Source organism: Glaciecola sp. SC05, from assembly GCF_041380235.1.
Classification (GTDB): Bacteria; Pseudomonadota; Gammaproteobacteria; order Enterobacterales; family Alteromonadaceae; genus Glaciecola.
In genome coordinates this window covers 36989-57377 of the sequence record NZ_JBGIYY010000001.1, presented here as the reverse complement: position 1 = coordinate 57377, position 20389 = coordinate 36989, and the positions used below count along the sequence as shown (strand labels likewise).

Below are 20389 nucleotides of genomic sequence, written 5' to 3'. Positions count from 1 at the left end.
CTAAAAAACGCGGCGCTATCGTCAAATTTAACACCCTGCTGCACCATAAAATAAACGCCGATAGAGAATAAGATAAGACCTACGACGGTCGCAATAGTTCGCCCAGGAATGCGGTGAAGCTGATGGGAAGGGTCGGCCAAAAATTCGGCCACCCAAGGGCGATGGGCATCGCGCTGAATGAGCTCTGATTTTAGGCGAATTAGTACAACAGCGCCAATAAACCCGATCATGCCAAATATCGCGATTACCAGCGGCATAGCCATCTCGGCAGGCATTGACGGTTTGTCTATTTTGCTAATGCTGGCGGGTTGATGCAGGGTATTCCACCACTCTACAGAATACTTAATAATCGGGATGTTAATCACGCCCACAATCGCCATCACGCCTGCCGCCTTACCTGCTTGACGTTTATCATCAAAGGAAAGATATAATGCAATAACGCCCAGATATAGAAATAGAAGAATGAGCTGCGAGGTTAAGCGAGCATCCCAAATCCACCACGTCCCCCACGTGGGCTTGCCCCAAACTGCGCCGGTAAAAAGAGATACAAAAGTAATAATCGCGCCCACAGGTGCAATTGCAATCATGGCAGAAAAAGCCGTACGCCACTGCCACACAATACCCACAAACGCAGCAACCGCCATCGCAATGTAAGTCGTCATAGACTGCGTGGCGCTTGGCACATGAATGTAAATAATCCGATAAACATCAAACTGCTGATAGTCAGTAGGAGCAAACACTAGGCCCCATATCAAACCTAAAGGAAGAGCCACGCAAGCCAATACTACAAACCATGGAAACAGCTGATTACACAACAAGTAGGCTTTGTCTGGTTTGGCGTAAGAGTTAATCCACTTCCACATTAGTTTTGACTCACTTTTAATGAATAGGAAATTGCCGCTGGAGACGCTGCTAGTGCGAATAATACCAGCGCCGTCATCATACCAAGTTGAAAGGCGTAAGGTAATTGTAAAGACGCCGAATCTATTGCCGAGGTGGCAAATATTAGCAACGGAATAAATAGAGGAATTAACAACAGCGCAACCAGCACGCCACTTCGCTGTAAACCAACGGTTAGGGCAACGCCTATCGCGCCAATCAAACTGATCACCGGCGTACCCAATAGCAAGGTCGCTAGCAATGCCACATACATCGCCATCGTCATGTTTAAAAAGAGCGCCAGTAAGGGCGAAAGTAGTAACAGCGGCAGTATGTGAATAAGCCAATGGGTAAGTACTTTCACCAGCACAATCAAATACAAAGGCGTTGTTGATAATACATATTGCTCTAGTGTGCCGTCGTTAAAGTCGTCGCGAAACATACGCTCCATACCCAGCAACAATGATAAAATCGCGGCGACCCATATCACTGCGCCGCTAACGCGCTGCAAAATCTCTGGCGACGGCCCTATGGCCAAGGGGAACAAAGTAATCACCATAATGAAAAACATCAGTGGCTGCATTAATTCTGCGCGCTGGCGATAGGCCAAAGCAATATCGCGTTTACAATAAGACCACAGCACCGACATCACCAGCGATACTCCAATGTAAACTCTCTTTGCTCATGCTCAATCTTAACTGCTTGATGAGAGGTCATAAGTACACTGCCCCCCGCGCGCAAAAACGCGGTGATTTTTTGCTCCACTTGCGCCACCATTTGCACGTCGAGGGCGGTCATTGGCTCATCTAACACCCAAAGTTTCGCATCATTTTTTAGCCAAAGTCGGGCCAGTGACACTCTGCGTTGTTGACCTTGCGATAAATATTTAACGGGTAAGCTCTCTAAACCTTCTAAGCCGAGGGTTTCAAGAGTGTCAACAATGTTGTCGTGGCTTATAGCTAAGCCGTGCTGTTTGCACCAAAATGTAAGGTTCTCAATAGGGCTCAGTAATCCGCTTACGCCTAGCTTATGACCAAAATAAATAATATGCTGACTGGCCAAATTAATATCGTGATTTACATCTTCACCACAAATAGAAACGCTGCCCGCCTGAGCTTGGCTTAAACCCACTAATATTCGCAATAAACTGGTTTTGCCTGCACCATTTTCACCACGCAACAGCACGAGCTCACCGGCCTCAATTTGCAGGTCAACATTTTCAAATAATATACGATCTTGTTTTTCACAACTCAGGTCGCGTGCAGATAAAACCGTCAACAACTTACTCACATAAATTAAACGGCGAAATATTACCATAAAAACAATGCATTGACCTACCATTGCAGCCTTGATAATTAGTCGAAAAAAACGTTTGTTTGATTGGCATCAAACCGAGCTATTGCCTCATACTTCGGCGCTTTTAGCCGATATTAAGATATGACGCAAAATTCTATTCCCGCATTAAAAGCCATAGCGAGCCTGCAGCAAGCAGCTTCGTCGGGGCAACAGGCTGTTTCCACTGGCGGCGGTATTAAAGTATCGCATGCTAAAGCCACTGTGAGTTTTACGGTGCTGTCGGCAAACGCTAATCAGGTGATATTGCAAGACAACGCCAATAAGCAGCGTTTTAGTTTACCTAGCAATGCACTCACTGCCGATGTTTTGCCAAAAGGCGGCGATACGCTTGTGTTGCTCAATGCCAATGACCGTCAACTGAGTTTTCGTCTTATTTCTGCCGCCAGCACACAAGCTAATCTCCAGGGGCTGAATATTAGTCTTCCCCTTGCACTAAATCGGCCGCTAATTGACAGTTGGCCGGGCGTCAACCTGAGCGCAGTTGGCAAGGTCCCGCTGAACGTAACAGCAACCATTAGTGTCGATGCTAACGATGCGTCAATCACTCAATTAGCGAAGCTATTAACACAACAGGCAGTAAAAGTCGGTCAACCATTGATTGAACTGCCACTTAGCGCCAAGGTCATTTCAATAGCACCGGATAATCAAAGTAATCTCAGCGCGCTGATCAAAATTCCAGTAAGCAGTCTCAACGGTAAGACACTAAATCTTGCGCTGCCTATTCCCAAAGCGCTGCAGACACTGATAAAGCCAGATAGCAATGTTGAGCTGCTCGTGTCACCCAACCGCAAAGAAGGCGCCGTTATTGGCGTAAAGCTACAAAATGGCGCGGCCTTTTCAAATATTGACGTAAAAGCCGTTAATCAGGCGAACCCGCAGTTGCCACAAAAAATGCTGAACATCTCTGAGAGTTTATTGTTTAAGCCTGCATCAGCAGCTTCGGCCAAAGCCATTAGCTTTGTGCAGCCTCTACAAAATAATATATTGAATGTGTTACCAAAGGCTTTTTCTGCACAAATCAAAGAACGCCTACCGACGGCGCAAATCAATGATGCAAGAATAGTGATCAGTAATGAGCCAACTATAAAAACCAAAGGCGATGCAGCAAAACCTTTGGGGCAAGTGCATTTAACCGTAATAGCAAAACCGCAGCTAATACAAATTGCCACACAAAGTATCAGCAAAGAAAGCATCGCAAAAATAACAAGCAATTTCCCAGCGACAGGCCAGAGCCTAACGTTGAACAGTGTTGCGACAGACTTTGTAAAGTCTGGCAATACAGAAACACACCTTGCCAATAATGCCCCAAAAATAAACAGCGATGGATTACTAGCGCTGTTGAAGCAGCGCATGCCGGCCAATGAAATAAGCGCTTTATCACCCAAATTTCAGCAAGCCTTAAATCATACTATGTCGCACTCAGAGCCAAGTGCGCCAGTCATCAAAACCCTAAGGGTTGCCCTAGACGGCATCGTCCAATCAGGAAATAAAGAGACCCGCGCGCTTTTGCAGCCAGTGCTGCAGCAGCTACGTGCGATGCTTGCCGAGAGCGCATTTGATCCCGTAAAAGCACCAATTAATAATATAAAGACTGACCTTAAAGCAACTGAAAAGAGCCAAGATCTTGCAAGTGCAGCGCTTCCAGAATTACTGCGTTCAGCTATGAGCACCCAAGCGGTGACCAACATCGCGCAAAGCACACCAGGCACAAACCAAAATAGTTTTGTCGAAGGTTTAGTGAGCTTGTTAAAACTCAGCTTAGCGGCCAAATTAGCCACCGGGTCGCCTATGCAAAACGCTGGCAAAAATAGTGAATTAGCGCCACAAATAGCGGCTTTTGCGGCAAACATTATTAAACTACACCCCACCAAACCAGAGCGGGTTAACCCAAGCCGAGTTTTACAGGACATCGCTATGGGCGATCCTCGAGGTAGTTTGATCAGTGAAATCGGTAAACTGCTGAGCAGTCACAACACGCAGAAGCTGCGCAGCGCCGAAGCGTCTCTACAAGGACAAGATACCTTTTATTACTCATTACCCAATATCTTCCATCCTGAGGGCGAAGATATAGAACTTGTGATTAAGCGCGAACAAGAGCAAAACTCAGACCAACAAGCAAACACATTAGCGACTACTTGGAAATTAGACATGAAACTCGATGCCGGCAAATATGGCACCGTCCTTGCCAAAACACAGTTTAAAATGCAGTCTGAAAATCAAGGTATTGATTTACACTTTTACGCATCTAGTGAGGCCTTAAAAACCCGAGTAGTGAAATACCTACCAATGCTGCATCAACGCTTAGAGGCACTTGGTTTACACATCAATTCGCAAAAATGTGATGTCGGTAAAGTAGATAGCTCATTGTTTAAAACTCGACTTAATGTGATGCACGCTTATGCATAGTAAGGGTAAATCACCGCAAGCGGTTGCCTTGCAATATCAGGCGATGTCGCCTCAGGGAGCAGGCGCTCCTAAAGTCATTGCAAAAGGCAGCGGCACTCTCGCCCAAGAAATGATTGCATTGGCCGAACAACATGGGATTTTTGTTCACCAAGATGAGCATCTCAGTCAAATATTGTCTTATTTAGATTTGGGGCAGGAAATTCCAGAAAGCATGTATCAAGTGATTGCCGAACTGATTGCCTTTGCCTTCGTTTTGCAGGGAAAATTTCCCGAAAACTGGCATAACGTGCATCAAAAAATCGATTTTACGGAGTAATTTACTTTTTTAAATAGGTCCTGCGTCAATCACAATACGGTCTTTGCCTGCTTCTTTTGCTTTATGCAAATTGAAATCTGCACGCTGCAGCGCCTCTGCAAATCGCTTCGCATTATAATTTAGGGCAACGCCAAAGCTAAAGGTCACATCAGCCATATCGTTGGAAGGTTTCTTTACTTTACGGCACAAATCTAACTGTATAGTCTCTAAAACAGATAGCACACGCTCTCTGGATGTGTTATTTAAAATGAGCATAAACTCTTGGCCACTCCATCTAGAAATGATGTCGTTTTTACCTACACTTGCCTTAATGACTTTGGTTACCTCAAGTATAATTTCCTCGCCAGCGGCATGACCATAGTCGTCATTCACACGCTTAAAATTGTCTAAATCTGCTAAAACCAAGGCATAACTTTTTATTTTATTTTCTATTTGATTGGCATCCCCCATAAGCGCGTAAATAAAGCGTCGATTATAGGTTTGTGTGAAATCGTCCATGTTCGCCATTTCAAATAGCCTTTTATCATTACTTAAGCGGGTGCTTTGTAAAAGCTTAATAATGATAATGAAGGTAGCTGCAGAAAGAAATATATTGCCCATGTTTAGTATGGATAGTATTTCTGGGTGTTCATAGATGTAGTCAAGCCCATCGTATGTTGCACTTAACCACATAAAAATAGCAATGAGCACAAAGCAGAGCCCAGAAAATACATATTTCGCTTTTATCGGCATTAGTATTATTAAGCTCATGCATGGCCAAAGATAGTAGTGAAAGCCAGCCTGGGTGCCGATCACCGCCGTGACAATCGTAGCGTGTAGCACAATCTCAAAAGAGATCATTGCCACCGAGATGCCAAACAGCTTTTTAGAAATAGTGTAAAAACTGCAAAGCCATATCAAAATGCTAAACATATTGAATATACTGAGCTCTGGGATCCCCATGGCCATAAACAAAAATAGAAAACCGATGTGGCCTAATGTACCTACAAAGGCTACGATCTTCAGATTTTTGAGCATTAGCCCAGTGTCATAATTATCGGATATTTTGGAAAAGCTGTTTTCGAAGAAATCTTTGCTTTTGTCCTGATGAAATGTGCTTTGCCTTAGGTCATTGTTGTCCATAATAGAAAAATTCACTGCCGTTCATTACAACATGGATAGCTTACGCTCACCTAACACATGTTTATTCAACATCCATGTACTGCATGTAACAGCGTATGCAGTACTCACTAACTTCAATACTTAACATATCGGCCGCGCCGCAGATACACTTAATACCATTTTAATGAGGTTGAAACGCCGAATTTCACTTTTATTATGCATCGCCTGTATGAGCACTATTTTCAATTAAGCTTGAAAAATTTGCGTCAATTTGATGCCTGCGGATCGCAAAGCGAATACTCTTGCCCAGTAAGGCGGGCGTCATGACCTTTTTATCAATGAGATCCAGTACACCATGCGACAGCAACAATGGGCTCAACTCTTGGTCTGCGTCAGCAGTAATCACAATTACCGGAATATTCACGTCGATGGTTGTCAAGCTGTCAATAAAGCTTAGGGCCGTCTCGTCCTCTAGGTAAAAATCAGACACACAGATATCAATGTCATGCTTGGAAATCATTTTTAAAGCGGCTTTGGTATTACTTGCTCGGAAAATCGTGACTTTAAAATCATCCACAAGCAATAGCTGCTGCTCTAAAAATTCTAAATAGACTGGGCAGTCATCTAGTATCAATACATTGAGCTGTTCGTTAAGCGGTTTTTCATCCAGCATTTCCAAGGCATTATTGACACTTGTGCGCAACTGTTTATAGGCCACAAGCATACCCATTTCGATGTATTTAACCCGCGAAATATCTGAAAATGTAATCGCCACTCCTTGCGTTTTCGACAAATCGCTATAGCTATACGGGTTGATTGATACTCGCAGTAACTTTTTATCCTTCATGGTAATTTCTTGCTCAATTGACTGGCCAGTATTAAATACTTTGGCAACATCAGAGAGCATGTTGTCGTACGAAATATTTTTTGAAATATGATGAAGTGGACGATTAACATCGCTTTCTAATAAATTGACATAGGCTTTGACCGCCTCAGTGTAGCGACGCACCAGCATATTTTCGTCTAAGAAAATAATACCTATTTTAGACAGACTCATTACCTCGTCTAAATCACCATTGGCTTGCGATATCTCGGTGATTTTTTCTTGGTATTCGGAGTTTACGGTGTACAGCTCTTCGTTGACCGATTGCAATTCTTCGTTAGTGCTTTGCAATTCTTCATTTGCCGACATTAACTCTTCATTGGCTGACTGCAATTCTTCGTTGGTAGTTTCGAGCTCTTCAACCGTAACCTGCAAATGTTCTTTGCTAAACTTCAACTCTAGCTCAAGATCTTCTATGCGCTGCTTGGCCTGTTCGCTAACGCTGAACTTTATCGATTGTTTTGATTCAATGCGCTGGTGATTTACCGTCTCAAATACTACCCAAAAGTATCCAACCGAACTTTCTAAATCATGCTCTCTTATATACATGACTCTTAAATTTAGACTCAGCACTTTGTCATTGTGTTTGGTCTCGATATCGGAGTAATAAACTTCTTCATTTTTGAGCTTTGCTCTTTGCAACGCTGACGTCACTGCAATACTAATGTCGTCGTTAACCATATCGCCAACTTTAGTACTGATGCGTCCTGGCGGTAAGCGCCTGACAAACGGGCTCAAATCGCCATACACGTGCAAAGCATTATATTCATCGTCTAACAGTATGCATGGGGGAACGTATTCGGTGATCAAAGCTTCGTTAGCAAAGCCCGTGGGTGAGCCGTGCGCACTGTTGCTGCGGTAGTTTTTCATCAAACTAGACACGGACGGTATGTTTTGGGCCACTTTCTTTGCTGACGGGATCGCGGAGCTTGAACCCAATGACAAACGCGCATCACTGTTTTTCTTAAATATTTTTTGACGCTCACTTACTGTATGGAAATACTGCGATAGCTCACCTAAATTCTCAGACGAACCCAAAAATAGGTAGCTGTCTTTTTTCAAGGCAAAATGCAGCGACGATAGAACACGTTTTTGAGCACTCGGTTGAAAATAAATCAGCACATTACGACAGGTAACTAAATCAATATTAGAAAATGGCGGATCCATTATCATATTGTGACTGGCAAACACAACCGAGTGCCTGACTCGCTGAGAAACCTGATAGCCGCCAGTAGGGTATTTATTAAAATGCTTAGTCAGAATATCGGCGTCAATGTCGTGCATTACATCTTCGCCATAAATTCCTGCACTAGCCTCAGTAATCGCGTCTGAATTCACGTCGGTAGCAAACACTTTTATATCGCGTTTTAATCCTTGTTTTTCAACTTCTTCATGCAACAGTATCGCAATTGAATAGGCTTCTTCGCCAGATGAACAGGCGGCTACCCATACTCTGATCAAGGCGTTGGGTTTTGACTTGGTCACAATATCGGGAATGACGTCATCAGCTAACTTTTTGAATGCGTCGTGATCTCTAAAAAAACGAGTCACGCCTATGAGCAGCTCTTTACTTAAAATCTTTACTTCATAACTGTCTTTGAATAAAAGCGTTAAATAATCCGGCAAAGCGTTAATTTGCTTGATTGTCATGCGTCGTTCAATTCGCCTAGCAATTGTCGAAGGCTTATACTTTGAAAAATCGATGTCACTTTTCATTTTCAAAATATTGAATATTTCGCCCATCACATCTTGGCTGACTTCCATATCTTGGTGCAGTCCGTCAGATTGACCGCTCACTAATGGATGCTCAATGTAAGTGGCTAGTTTTGCCCCCATATCTTCTGGGCGCAAAATCAAATCCACAATACCAGTATTAATTGCACTGTTGGGCATACCTTCAAATTTAGCACTGTCGGGCTCTTGAGCAATGATTAATGCACCCGTTTCTTTTAGCGCTTTTACGCCGCGGCTGCCGTCAGACCCCGTGCCCGATAAGATAATGCCAATAGCACGATGCTGTTGATCTTCGGCCAGTGAACGAAAAAACACGTCAATCGGAAGATTAAGTCCAGAGTCAGGGGCTTTTTCAGTTAGCAAAAGCTCGCCTTGTGCAACGATCATATTCTTTTTGGGGGGCAGTAAATAGATAGTATTTGGTTTGGCTAAAACACCGTCTTGCACATTTTGAATAGTCATGCTGGTGTGCTTGCTAAGCAGTTCTAGCATCATACTTTTGAAATCGGGTGATAAATGCTGAACGATAACAAAACAAGCACCAGTATCTACAGGTAGGTTCTGAAGCAGACTCTGCAGAGCTTCCAATCCGCCAGCAGAAGCACCGATGCCTATGTAGTGGGTCGGAAGATTTAATTCAGTACTAGCAACACTGTTCTTTGACCTAACCGCCATGGTTTGATACCTTCTGATAATGGTTTGTTAATTATTCATAAATCAACGTAGATTGATGCGCTTTTTAGCTGTTTGTATTATCTTGAAAACTATAACATTATTTTTGCAAAATACAGCAGTCTTATAAGAAAGTTACGCACTTTAACAAATATTGGTTTTAGGAAACTACTGCTAAATGAAAGAAAAAGAAATAGACGAAGCCGCAAGGCATGCTCTCCAAGAACCAAACGAACTTAACAATAGACGCAAAGACGTCGGCACTCGCGACGCCATTGACGCCATACAAGAACTACTATTCGACCCCGATGCATCTACCAGAATATTCCATCTCGTTTTAAAATATCTAGCCGACATCACCGACAGCGATTTTGCAGTGTGCTTTGTATCAGGGAAAGATGCTGAATTCCCAATCTATGCGAATACCAAGTTAACACCCCTGTACTACGGCAATAATAAACCCTTTGTCAACGATAGCGTTTTATCGGCTTGGGTGAGTCAAAAGAATCTGCTGACCACGTCTATCTACTACAATAACCCTATACCCACCGGCACCAGAGCATTATTGTGCAAAGATATTGAATTTTCTTCGGTGATGATTTTACCCATTGTGCTGCACAGTGAATTGCGCGCAATTTGTGTATTAGCAAATAAAAATGGAGATTACACCGCCGCGTTGATGCACAAACTAAAGCCAATCATCGGCGCAGTCATGTGCACCCTGCAAAGCGCCGAGACTGTTCGTGGTAATTTTTTAGGGCTTGATAAAAAAATTGCAAACAATCGCTACCTTAGCAGCTTAATCTCGTCATCACCGGTCGGAGTTGTCGTTGTAAACAGTGATTTTACGATATTGCTGAGCAATCCTGTTGCTCAAGACATGTTAATTCGATCAGAGTTTGAAATAGAACACACAGGCAGCCCTAGTCTTGCCGGCATGGACATTCGCGACTTTATTCCCACTTATGATTCTTTATTTCAATGGTCAAATCAACAGGCAAAATTTGGTGTTTCTGAGCAAGCCATGGGACCGCGAATTTGGTTAGAGCGTGAAGCCAGAAGAGACGATGGCAGTGTCTGCATAGTCAATCTGACTATTTTCAGATACATGCATGGCGCGCAGCGCTTCACTACTTTGCAAATTCAAGATACCACTGACATGCGCCAAAGTGCCGAAGAGTATAAACGAACATCCCAACAGCTCAACGCCCTCACTCAACTTGCACCTGTTGCCATCATAAGAGTCGATAAAGACTGGAACTGCGTGTTTGCAAACGACAAGTGGTTTGAGTTTTCTGGACTCGCGAGCGATGAGGGACTGGGCCAAAATTGGATTAATACTATTCACTCCGCAGAAGTCACCGACTTTTTAGAAGCCCTCTACGACAGTCTTCAAAAAGCTGAAGACTATAGCCAGGAAGTAAGATTAGTCACTCCCCTTGGCACCACTAAGTGGGTCGATTTTAGCATGCGCATATTGTTCTCTGCGGATGGCGAAGTCGAGGGCTTTTTAGGCACTTGTGCTGATGTCACCGAACGATATATCACTCAGGAAAAACTTCGCCACATTGCTGAATACGATGGGCTTACCGGCCTCGCTAATCGCGTATTATTTAATGACCGTCTGCAACAGGCCTTTTTAGCGTCTCAGCGCGATGAGGCATTAGTGTCGGTATTTTTCTTGGATCTTGACGGTTTTAAAGACGTCAATGATACGCTGGGCCACAATATTGGTGACATTTTGTTGCAAAAAGTAGCAGAGCGATTGATCAATACCCTACGTAAAAATGACACTGTCGCCCGCTTTGGCGGAGACGAATTTGTTGTATTGCTAGGCAAAGACGATCATGTAACTGACGAAGTGGTAGTGGCTGAAAAAGTGATTCAATGCGTGGCCGAACCTTACATGATTGACAACAATGAGATATTTATCACTACCAGCCTTGGCGTAGCGAGAGGAAGCTTTGCTAGCTCTGACCCAAACACATTACTAAAAAATGCTGACTTTGCGCTATATAGCGCTAAAAGAGAAGGTAAAAACAAATACCAAATTTTTAATGAAGTTTTAGAAATTGGTGCAAAACGACGCATCAACTTGCTTAATGAATTACGTACTGGACTCAAACGCAACAGCTTTTGTCTATATTACCAAGCGATATGCAATAGCCAAACTTCTGCCATTGTCGGTTTTGAGGCGCTGCTGCGGTTTACGAATAAAAAAGGAACCATTGTTGCCCCTGATCGCTTTATTCATATGCTAGAAGAAACAGGCATGATAGTAAAAGTGGGAAGGTGGGTAATTGAAGAAGCCTGCAGGCAATTGGGCCGCTGGCAAAAAGATAAAAAATTTGCCACAAACACTTACCTCACCTTCAATGTTTCAGCAAAGCAACTACTAGAAGACTCTTTTGTCTCGCATATAGAAACTTGCTGCGTAAAATATGGGGTTGACCCCAGCAAATTAGTCATGGAAATGACTGAATCGGTAATTATTAATAAACCAGAAAAAGTAAAGGCTATTTTAAAAGAAATTAAGTCAACTGGGATCAGATTAGCGCTTGACGATTTTGGCACAGGCTATTCATCTTTGAGTTATTTGCAAAACTATCCTTTTGATATTATCAAGATAGACAAAAGCTTTCTGGATGATTTATCAGAACACAACAACAACACCAAAATTGTAAAAGCGATTATTGCGCTTGCTCGTTCTTTAGAGCTTCAAGTAGTGGCTGAGGGAGTCGAAAGCACTGCCATTTTGGACATCATTGCTAAGCTTGGTGTAAATAGCTTTCAAGGATTCTGTATCAGCAAACCTGTGCCGCTGAAATCAGTCTCAGCCTTGCTCTTAGAGTACCCATAAGCCATAAAATTGTTCTTAAAAAATGGAGGAATACGCATATATGCTCCTCTTTTACTTTGTATTTAACTTAGGCTATAGAGTTTTTTAACAACTCGGTAAATGATATATCAAGACATAAAAAGGCCGATTAGAACCCAAGCGTTACAATGCATTATCACGCTGAGTTTCTAACCGGCCTTTCGCTGTTAAACAGGTAAAACCTTTATTTTACGGCTTATGCCTTAGCAGTATCGTCTGACTCTTTTACCGCGTCGTCAGTTACTTTTGGCATAAGCAATTCGGCTCTTAACTTACCTTCAATCTCATTCGCTAAGGCTTTGTTATCTTTAAGATATTGCACAACATTTGCTTTACCTTGTCCGATACGATCACCGTTGCAGCTATACCAAGCGCCAGCTTTATCTATCAGCTTATGTTTTACACCTAAATCAACCAACTCGGCCTCTTTGCTAATGCCTTGACCATACATGATTTGGAATTCCGCTTGTTTGAAAGGTGGAGCAATTTTGTTCTTAACCACTTTTACGCGAGTTTCGTTACCGACAACCTCGTCACCATCTTTAATCGCACCAATACGTCTGATATCTAGGCGCACTGAAGCATAAAATTTAAGTGCATTACCACCGGTAGTCGTTTCAGGATTACCAAACATGACCCCAATCTTCATCCGAATTTGGTTGATGAAAATTAGCATGGTATTGCTACGCTTTAGGTTACCGGTAATTTTACGCATACTTTGCGACATCATACGAGCCGCAAGGCCCATGTGAGAATCACCAATGTCACCTTCGATTTCGGCTCTTGGCGTGAGTGCAGCCACTGAATCTACCACAATCACATCAACCGCTCCTGAGCGAGTAAGCATGTCGCAGATTTCTAGCGCTTGCTCCCCAGTATCGGGCTGAGAGACCAGTAGTTCGTCGATGTTAACGCCTAATTTTTTAGCATAAATTGGGTCTAACGCATGCTCCGCGTCGACGAATGCGCAGGTTTTACCTTCGCGCTGTGCAGAGGCAATCACTTCAAGCGTTAATGTGGTTTTACCTGATGATTCAGGGCCATAAATTTCAACTATTCGGCCCATTGGCAATCCGCCTGCACCCAATGCAATATCCAAACCTAATGAGCCTGTTGAAATGGTTTCAACATCCATGGTGCGGTTTTCGCCAAGCTTCATGATAGAGCCTTTGCCAAACTGCTTTTCTATTTGCGAAAGGGCTGCTTCTAGTGCATTTGCTTTGTTAGTATCATTTTTCATTTATATTTCCTTTAATCATGCTGGCAAAGTACATCGCTCAGGCTAAAAAATTGTTGTGGCTAATAATTGTTATGTTTAATGATTTAGCTACTGTGTGCTTTACTAAAGACTCTTTTATAAAATATTTAGTAAAACTCGCTCATATAGATGAACGTTAGGTGTAATCATTTATATCGCAAGTATACTGTATGGTTATACAGTTTCAACGCTTTATTTACACTTTTTTATAACTGTATGAATTTACATGTAAATTAATTTAATTTAGACCTTTTATGGAGGTCGCTTAGCCATCTTATACAGCTAATAGGTAAATATTGATGGGATAAGTATGCCACGGGATTTATTGTGCTTGAACTACACAAGAGATCAGTTTTTCAAGGGCCAACACAATGGCTTGATCTCGCACTTGCTGACGATCACCTGAAAAACAGCGATTAAAAGTATGTGTATCAGTCGCGCTTTGGATTGCAAACCATACCAAGCCTACTGGCTTGCTCGGTGTTCCTCCGCCGGGGCCTGCAATTCCGCTTATAGCAACAGCAAAGTCTGCCTTTGCCCGCTGAAGACCGCCTTTGGCCATTTCGATAACGACTTCCTCAGAAACCGCGCCATGCTTATCGAGGGTTTGCTTAGCCACTCCAACTAAATCAGTTTTAGCTTGATTAGAATAAGTTACCCAAGACTGATTAATCCAAGCAGATGAGCCCGGCACATCGGTTATTGCAAAAGCTAAGCCGCCGCCGGTACAAGATTCTATGGTGCAAACGCTGGCTTGCGCGGTTTGCAGCGCCTCACCGAGTTGCTCGGCTAATTGATATTTGTTTTTAAAGTGAGCATTGAGCATACAGGCGTTTTTTCTTCTCTTGTTTTGCATTAGACTATCTGTGTCTAACAATAGCGCACCTTCATTTTTAAATAAATGATTTGCGGCATCCGCTATCAAATTCATCATAAAGCGATCGATAGATAAGCAAATCTGGCTAACCGTTTAATTAGAGACTGTACATAAAATATGCCGAGCGCCCATACAACTGCCGATTCAAGCTCAAAACAAACGCCGATGATGGCGCAATATTTGGGCATAAAAGCTGACCACCCAGATATTTTGCTGTTTTACCGCATGGGCGACTTTTATGAGCTATTTTTTGATGATGCAAAAAAGGCATCAAACTTACTGAACATATCACTCACTGCAAGAGGTAAGTCTGGCGGTGAGCCAATCCCTATGGCTGGCGTACCCTATCATGCCGCTGAAAATTACTTAGCAAAGCTGGTGAAAATGGGCGAATCGGTGGCCATTTGTGAGCAAGTAGGCGATCCTGCCACTAGCAAAGGCCCGGTTGACCGTAAAGTTGTTAGAATAGTGACTCCGGGCACTGTCACCGACGAAGCTCTACTCGACGATAGACAAGACGCAGTATTGGCCGCCGTCACTGCGCACAAAAATATGTTTGGCATTGCCTATATTGATTTGGCCAGCGCACGCTTTCACGTAATTGACTGCGCCGGTGAAGAAGCCTTTTTGGGTGCACTAGAGCGCATCAAAGTTGCAGAGTTACTGTATTGCGAAGATTTTGAATATGTGCACCTGCTTGAAAAATTTAAAGGCAAACGCCGCCGTCCAATTTGGGAGTTTGATCAGCAAACGGCGTTAAGTAAACTCAACGCACAATTTTCGACCCTAAACCTCGACGGCTTTGGTATTGATGCTGATATGCTTGCCATCGGCAGTGCCGGCTGCGTATTGCAATACGTGCAAGAAACCCAGCGCACTCAACTGATACATATTACCCAAATCACCCACGATAATCACAGCAGCATTTTATATATGGATGCCGCTACACAGCGAAATTTAGAGCTAACGAGAAACTTATCGGGTGGCACTGAAAATACCGTATTGAGTGTGATTGACAAGACCTCGACCAGCATGGGCTCGAGACTGCTGCAGCGATATTTGCATCAACCTATTCGAGACAAAGCCGAAATTGAAAAGCGCCATACCATCATCAGCGCCATTCAATCGTCTGACTACCAGCAACTGCAAAGCCTATTAAAAGAAATTGGCGATATCGAACGCATTCTCGCCAGAGTTGCCTTGCGCAGTGCACGACCACGAGATTTTGCTAGATTGAGCCACGGCCTCAATCAATTGCCTGAATTGCTCGCGCAATTAACGCAGCTCAATGTTGACGATAAAACCAGCAAAGTGGTCAGCTACTATCTTGATGCAATATCACATTATCCAGAACTTGCAGAACTTTTAAATCGCGCGATTATCGAGAATCCACCTGTGGTGCTAAGAGATGGCGGCGTAATTGCGCCTGGGTATAGCGAAGAGCTTGATGAGCTGCGTGATTTGGCGCAAGGAGCTAGCGCATTTTTAGATGCGCTCGAAGTGCGTGAACGAGAGCGCACCGGCATTTCTACCTTAAAAGTCAATTACAATAAAGTACACGGATTTTATATTGAAGTCAGTCGAGCAAACAGCGCTCTGGTGCCACCTGACTATGTGCGCCGACAAACCTTAAAGAATAACGAACGCTATATTATTGAAGAGCTAAAAGAGCATGAAGACAAAGTACTGACCAGTCAAAGCCGCGCGCTAGCTTTAGAAAAGCGTTTATACGAGGCGCTGTTCGATAGCATTATGCCCAGCTTAAACCAGTTGATGCTCAGCGCATCCGCTATCGCGAAATTAGACGTCATGAGCAACTTCGCTGAGCGCGCAATTAATCTCGACCTACGCGCCCCACAGTTAGTCGAAGACAATCTAATAGAGTATGCCGGCGGCCGTCATCCCGTCGTGGAGCATGTGATGAGCGCGCCTTTTATTGCCAACCCACTATATGTATCTGACAGCACCCAAATGCTCATGATCACCGGGCCAAATATGGGCGGAAAATCTACGTATATGCGCCAAACCGCATTGATTGTGCTGCTAACGTACATTGGCAGCTTCATTCCGGCTGAAAGCGCTAAAATAGGCCCAATCGACAGAATATTTACCCGCATTGGCGCGGCTGATGATTTAGCGTCTGGCCGTTCGACCTTTATGGTGGAAATGACCGAGACGGCAAATATTTTAAATAACGCGACTAGCAATAGCCTTGTGTTAATGGATGAAATAGGCCGCGGCACCAGCACTTACGATGGTTTGTCATTAGCGTGGGCGTGTGCACAGTATTTAGCAGACAACATCCGCTGTTATACTCTATTTGCTACTCACTACTTTGAGTTAACCATCCTCGATCAACAATACCCGCACATTCAAAACGTGCATTTGAGCGCGATTGAGCACAATGACGATATTAAGTTTATGCATCAGGTGCAGCGAGGCGCGGCGAGCAAGAGCTACGGTCTTCAGGTTGCGAAATTGGCTGGAGTGCCAAAAGCGGTGCTTGGCGTGGCTAAGCAAAAACTCAGAGAACTAGAAGACAATGCACACCAAACTGCTAACTCATTAGCGAGCGCTGCGCCCTCAGCGTCAAGCATAGCGACATTAAATACTCCTCATGCCTCTGTTGATTCGCGCAACGCAACAAAACACTATGATAAGTATCAACAAATGGATATTGCACTAGACGCGCCGCACTGGCTAGAGCAAAAACTAAAGGCCGTCGACCTAGACGAACTATCACCCCGAGAGGCACAGGCATTGATGTATGAGTGGCGTAAACAACTCAACAGCGCAGAGCGCTAGACTTTGTCGCATACAGTAAACCTTGCTATTACAAAATAACTGCGATTTGTAATTTACTCCAAGGGGGTAACCTAGGTATACTATGGCTCCAACAAAGGTGATGTTCTTTTCGCCTCATTTGTGAATCTTCTTTTAGTTGCAACAAACGATGCCTAGCTAGAATAAATCTTTATTTAGCTACCATTTTTTACTGCCTGAGAAACGATTTGCGCATCAATTAACACGCTAAACGCTAGGTTCAACATGACAAATTATATTTTCGTCACCGGTGGTGTGGTTTCATCATTAGGAAAAGGTATTGCCGCTGCATCGTTAGCTGCTATTTTAGAAGCAAGGGGCCTGAGCGTCACCATGCTTAAACTCGACCCTTATATTAATGTTGACCCAGGCACTATGAGTCCTATTCAGCACGGCGAAGTCTTTGTCACTGATGACGGCGCTGAAACTGACCTTGATCTTGGTCACTACGAGCGTTTTATTCGCACTCGTATGACGCAGCGCAACAACTTTACTACTGGCCGCGTGTATGAAGAAGTCCTTAAGCGTGAGCGCAGAGGCGATTACTTGGGTGCGACCATTCAAGTTATCCCGCACATTACCAACGAAATTAAACGTCGCATTATTGCTGGAGCCGAAGGCGTAGATATCGCAATTGTAGAAATTGGCGGAACCGTAGGCGATATCGAGTCGCAGCCCTTCATTGAAGCCATTCGTCAGCTGGGCACCGAAATTGGCCGCGAGCGGGCCCTATACATGCATTTAACCTTAGTGCCATTTCTAGCTGCCTCAGGCGAGGTAAAAACCAAACCTACTCAACACTCTGTAAAAGAATTGCGCTCTGTGGGGATCATGCCCGATATTTTGGTATGCCGCTCAGAATGCGCGTTGCCGTCAAATGAACGAGCAAAAATAGCGCTATTTACTAACGTAAACGAAAAAGCCGTTATTTCGCTGCGCGATGCTGACAGTATTTACCGCATTCCGGCTGCGCTTAAAGCCCAAGGCATGGATGAAATTGTAGTGAAGCGCTTTGGCTATGATTGTCCAGAAGCAGATTTAAGCGAATGGGAACAAGTCCTATACGCCGAATCAAACCCTACTGGTGAAGTAAACATCGGAATGGTGGGGAAATACGTAGAACTGCCCGACGCATATAAATCAGTAAACGAAGCGCTTAAACACGCTGGCCTTAAAAATCGTAAAACCGTCAACATCCACTATATTGATTCGCAAGATGTTGAGAGCAAAGGCGTGCAAATTTTATCTGAGCTCGACGCTATCTTAGTCCCTGGTGGCTTTGGAGAGCGTGGTATCGAAGGTAAAATCGCTGCGGCTAAATATGCACGCGAAAACGACGTACCCTTTTTAGGCATTTGTTTAGGCATGCAAATCGCTTATATTGAATTTGCGCGCAACGTCGCAGGGCTAGAAGGCGCCAACAGCACCGAGTTTAATCCTGAGTCACCCTATCCTGTGGTAGGCCTAATTACTGAATGGTTAGATGCTGACGGTATCAAAGAGATCCGAGATGTTTCAGCCGATTTAGGTGGTACTATGCGCCTCGGCAGTCAGTTATGCCACCTTAAAGAAGGTAGCAAAGTTGCGCAGATGTATGGCGCAACTGAAATACATGAGCGCCATCGCCACCGTTACGAAGTTAACAACAACTTGCGTCAGCAAATTGAAGATGCAGGCTTAATTGTGAGTGGTTTATCGTCAGACAAACGCTTAGTTGAAGTCATCGAAATTGAAAATCACCCATGGTTTGTTGCCGGACAGTTTCACCCTGAGTTTAACTCAACACCGCGCGATGGACACCCGCTGTTTACCGGCTTTATTGCCGCGGCAAGCGAATACAACAAGAAATTTCATTAAACCAAGGTTGCACAACCTTGAAAACTGAACAATACAAAGAGGAATAACAATGGCCAAGATAAGCCGAGTGGTAGGAAGAGAGATATTGGATTCACGCGGAAACCCAACGGTTGAAGCAGACGTATATTTAGAGTGCGGCGCGATGGGTCGTGCTGCTGCGCCATCTGGCGCATCTACCGGCTCGCGCGAAGCGCTAGAGTTACGTGACGGCGACAAAGCCCGCTATCTTGGTAAAGGCGTATTAAAAGCCGTCAGCGCGATAAACGATAAAATAGCCGCAGCTATCATTGGCCAAGACGCAAATGCGCAGGCTACGGTTGATCAAATTATGATTGACCTAGATGGCACCGAAAACAAAGAAAACCTTGGCGCAAATGCGATTCTTGCAGTTTCTTTGGCCCTTGCCAAAGCGCAGGCTATCAGTGCCGGCATTCCTCTTTATGCACATATCGCCAACCTAAACGGCACTGCTGGTCAATATTCGATGCCGGTGCCGATGATGAATATCATCAACGGCGGTGAACATGCCGACAACAACGTCGACATTCAAGAATTTATGGTACAGCCCGTTGGCGCAAAAAGCTTTAAAGAAGCCCTGCGCATGGGCGCCGAAATATTTCACGCGCTTAAAAAAGTGTTATCTGAAAAAGGCTTGAGCACGGCAGTTGGTGACGAGGGCGGATTTGCACCAAACTTGACCTCCAATGCCGAAGCACTCTCAGTGATTGTCACCGCAGTAGAAAATGCTGGCTATAAAATGAACGAAGATATTACCCTCGCCCTAGACTGCGCGGCTTCTGAGTTTTATAAAGACGGCAAATATGTATTAGGCGGCGAAAATAAGTCATTCGACTCAAATGGCTTTAGTGACTACTTAGCAGATCTTACCGACAAGTATCCTATTGCGTCTATCGAAGACGGACTAGACGAATCTGATTGGGACGGTTGGGCATATCTTACGAAAATATTAGGCGATAAAGCGCAGCTAGTCGGCGATGACTTATTTGTAACCAACACCAAAATTTTAAAACGCGGTATTGATAATGGTGTAGGGAATTCTATTTTGATTAAGTTTAATCAGATTGGCTCGCTCACCGAAACCCTTAACGCAATAAAAATGGCAAAGGATGCCGGTTTTACCGTGGTGATCTCTCATCGCAGCGGTGAAACTGAAGATTCAACCATTGCTGATTTAGCGGTAGGCACGGCAGCAGGTCAAATCAAAACCGGTTCATTATGCCGCTCTGATAGAGTTGCCAAATATAATCAGCTATTGCGCATCGAAGAAGAGCTTGGTGCTCATGCAAAATATAATGGTCGCAGCGAAATTAAAGGACAATAAGGCTAGA

General features: G+C 44.0%; 12 protein-coding genes and 1 pseudogene. 6 read left to right on the top strand and 7 right to left on the bottom strand.

Annotated elements, in window-relative coordinates; all coding sequences use genetic code 11:
- Positions 1-149 precede the first annotated feature (149 nt).
- The 3 genes and pseudogenes from AB9H30_RS00215 to ccmA all read right to left on the bottom strand — a co-directional run.
- Positions 150-863 (bottom strand): annotated as a pseudogene (locus AB9H30_RS00215) (heme ABC transporter permease); the annotation flags it as partial.
- Complete coding sequence (gene ccmB, locus AB9H30_RS00210; protein ID WP_371192533.1) at positions 863-1528, bottom strand: heme exporter protein CcmB; 666 nt, start codon at positions 1526-1528, stop codon at positions 863-865. The gene ccmB and the pseudogene AB9H30_RS00215, both read right to left, overlap by 1 nt.
- The gene (ccmA, locus tag AB9H30_RS00205; protein ID WP_371192532.1) at positions 1528-2196 is read right to left on the bottom strand and encodes a cytochrome c biogenesis heme-transporting ATPase CcmA; all 669 of its coding nucleotides are present in this window, start codon (positions 2194-2196) and stop codon (positions 1528-1530) included. The genes ccmB and ccmA overlap by 1 nt, the downstream gene beginning before the upstream one ends.
- A 120-nt stretch (positions 2197-2316) precedes the next feature.
- Between ccmA and AB9H30_RS00200 the strand changes: the two genes are divergently transcribed.
- The gene (locus AB9H30_RS00200; protein WP_371192531.1) at positions 2317-4641 is read left to right on the top strand and encodes a hypothetical protein; all 2325 of its coding nucleotides are present in this window, start codon (positions 2317-2319) and stop codon (positions 4639-4641) included.
- Positions 4634-4957 (top strand): EscU/YscU/HrcU family type III secretion system export apparatus switch protein, encoded by a 324-nt coding sequence (locus tag AB9H30_RS00195; protein WP_371192530.1) that lies wholly within the window; start codon positions 4634-4636, stop codon positions 4955-4957. The genes AB9H30_RS00200 and AB9H30_RS00195 overlap by 8 nt, the downstream gene beginning before the upstream one ends.
- A 9-nt stretch (positions 4958-4966) precedes the next feature.
- Here AB9H30_RS00195 and AB9H30_RS00190 read toward each other — a convergent pair whose 3' ends face one another.
- Entirely contained in the window at positions 4967-6094 is a 1128-nt protein-coding gene (locus AB9H30_RS00190; RefSeq protein WP_371192529.1) for a GGDEF domain-containing protein, read from the bottom strand.
- 178 nt (positions 6095-6272) lie between these two features.
- Positions 6273-9350: a chemotaxis protein CheB gene (locus tag AB9H30_RS00185; RefSeq protein WP_371192528.1), complete on the bottom strand. Its 3078-nt coding sequence runs from the start codon at positions 9348-9350 to the stop codon at positions 6273-6275.
- Positions 9351-9525: 175 nt separating this feature from the next.
- On the opposite strand from AB9H30_RS00185, the gene AB9H30_RS00180 reads away from it, so the two are divergent.
- The gene (locus tag AB9H30_RS00180; RefSeq protein WP_371192527.1) at positions 9526-12207 is read left to right on the top strand and encodes a putative bifunctional diguanylate cyclase/phosphodiesterase; all 2682 of its coding nucleotides are present in this window, start codon (positions 9526-9528) and stop codon (positions 12205-12207) included.
- 214 nt (positions 12208-12421) lie between these two features.
- On the opposite strand, the gene recA is transcribed toward AB9H30_RS00180, so the two are convergent.
- Positions 12422-13465, bottom strand: a complete 1044-nt coding sequence (gene recA / locus AB9H30_RS00175) for a recombinase RecA (RefSeq protein WP_371192526.1) — start codon at positions 13463-13465, stop codon at positions 12422-12424.
- Between the two features lie 340 nt (positions 13466-13805).
- Positions 13806-14417, bottom strand: coding sequence for a CinA family protein (locus AB9H30_RS00170; protein ID WP_371192525.1), 612 nt, complete (start codon positions 14415-14417; stop codon positions 13806-13808).
- 108 nt (positions 14418-14525) lie between these two features.
- Here AB9H30_RS00170 and mutS point away from each other — a divergent pair, with 108 nt between their 5' ends.
- The 3 genes from mutS (at position 14526) to eno (ending at position 20382) form a co-directional block, all read left to right on the top strand.
- Positions 14526-17165 (top strand): DNA mismatch repair protein MutS, encoded by a 2640-nt coding sequence (mutS, locus tag AB9H30_RS00165; RefSeq protein ID WP_371192893.1) that lies wholly within the window; start codon positions 14526-14528, stop codon positions 17163-17165.
- 243 nt (positions 17166-17408) lie between these two features.
- A complete protein-coding gene (locus tag AB9H30_RS00160) occupies positions 17409-19040 on the top strand; it encodes a CTP synthase (protein WP_371192524.1) in 1632 nt (543 codons plus the stop codon).
- Positions 19041-19089: 49 nt separating this feature from the next.
- Positions 19090-20382, top strand: a complete 1293-nt coding sequence (gene eno / locus AB9H30_RS00155; RefSeq protein WP_371192522.1) for a phosphopyruvate hydratase — start codon at positions 19090-19092, stop codon at positions 20380-20382.
- Positions 20383-20389: the final 7 nt, after the last annotated feature.

Bases quoted from the DNA above. Each gene is read 5' to 3' on its own strand.
- AB9H30_RS00160 (WP_371192524.1), top strand. From the start codon at position 17,409: ATGACAAATTATATTTTCGTCACCGGTGGTGTGGTTTCATCATTAGGA.
- recA (WP_371192526.1), bottom strand. From the start codon at position 13,465: ATGAAAAATGATACTAACAAAGCAAATGCACTAGAAGCAGCCCTTTCG.
- AB9H30_RS00170 (WP_371192525.1), bottom strand. From the start codon at position 14,417: ATGATGAATTTGATAGCGGATGCCGCAAATCATTTATTTAAAAATGAA.
- mutS (WP_371192893.1), top strand. From the start codon at position 14,526: ATGATGGCGCAATATTTGGGCATAAAAGCTGACCACCCAGATATTTTG.
- eno (WP_371192522.1), top strand. From the start codon at position 19,090: ATGGCCAAGATAAGCCGAGTGGTAGGAAGAGAGATATTGGATTCACGC.
- AB9H30_RS00180 (WP_371192527.1), top strand. From the start codon at position 9,526: ATGAAAGAAAAAGAAATAGACGAAGCCGCAAGGCATGCTCTCCAAGAA.
- AB9H30_RS00200 (WP_371192531.1), top strand. From the start codon at position 2,317: ATGACGCAAAATTCTATTCCCGCATTAAAAGCCATAGCGAGCCTGCAG.
- AB9H30_RS00185 (WP_371192528.1), bottom strand. From the start codon at position 9,350: ATGGCGGTTAGGTCAAAGAACAGTGTTGCTAGTACTGAATTAAATCTT.
- ccmB (WP_371192533.1), bottom strand. From the start codon at position 1,528: ATGTCGGTGCTGTGGTCTTATTGTAAACGCGATATTGCTTTGGCCTAT.
- AB9H30_RS00195 (WP_371192530.1), top strand. From the start codon at position 4,634: ATGCATAGTAAGGGTAAATCACCGCAAGCGGTTGCCTTGCAATATCAG.
- ccmA (WP_371192532.1), bottom strand. From the start codon at position 2,196: ATGGTAATATTTCGCCGTTTAATTTATGTGAGTAAGTTGTTGACGGTT.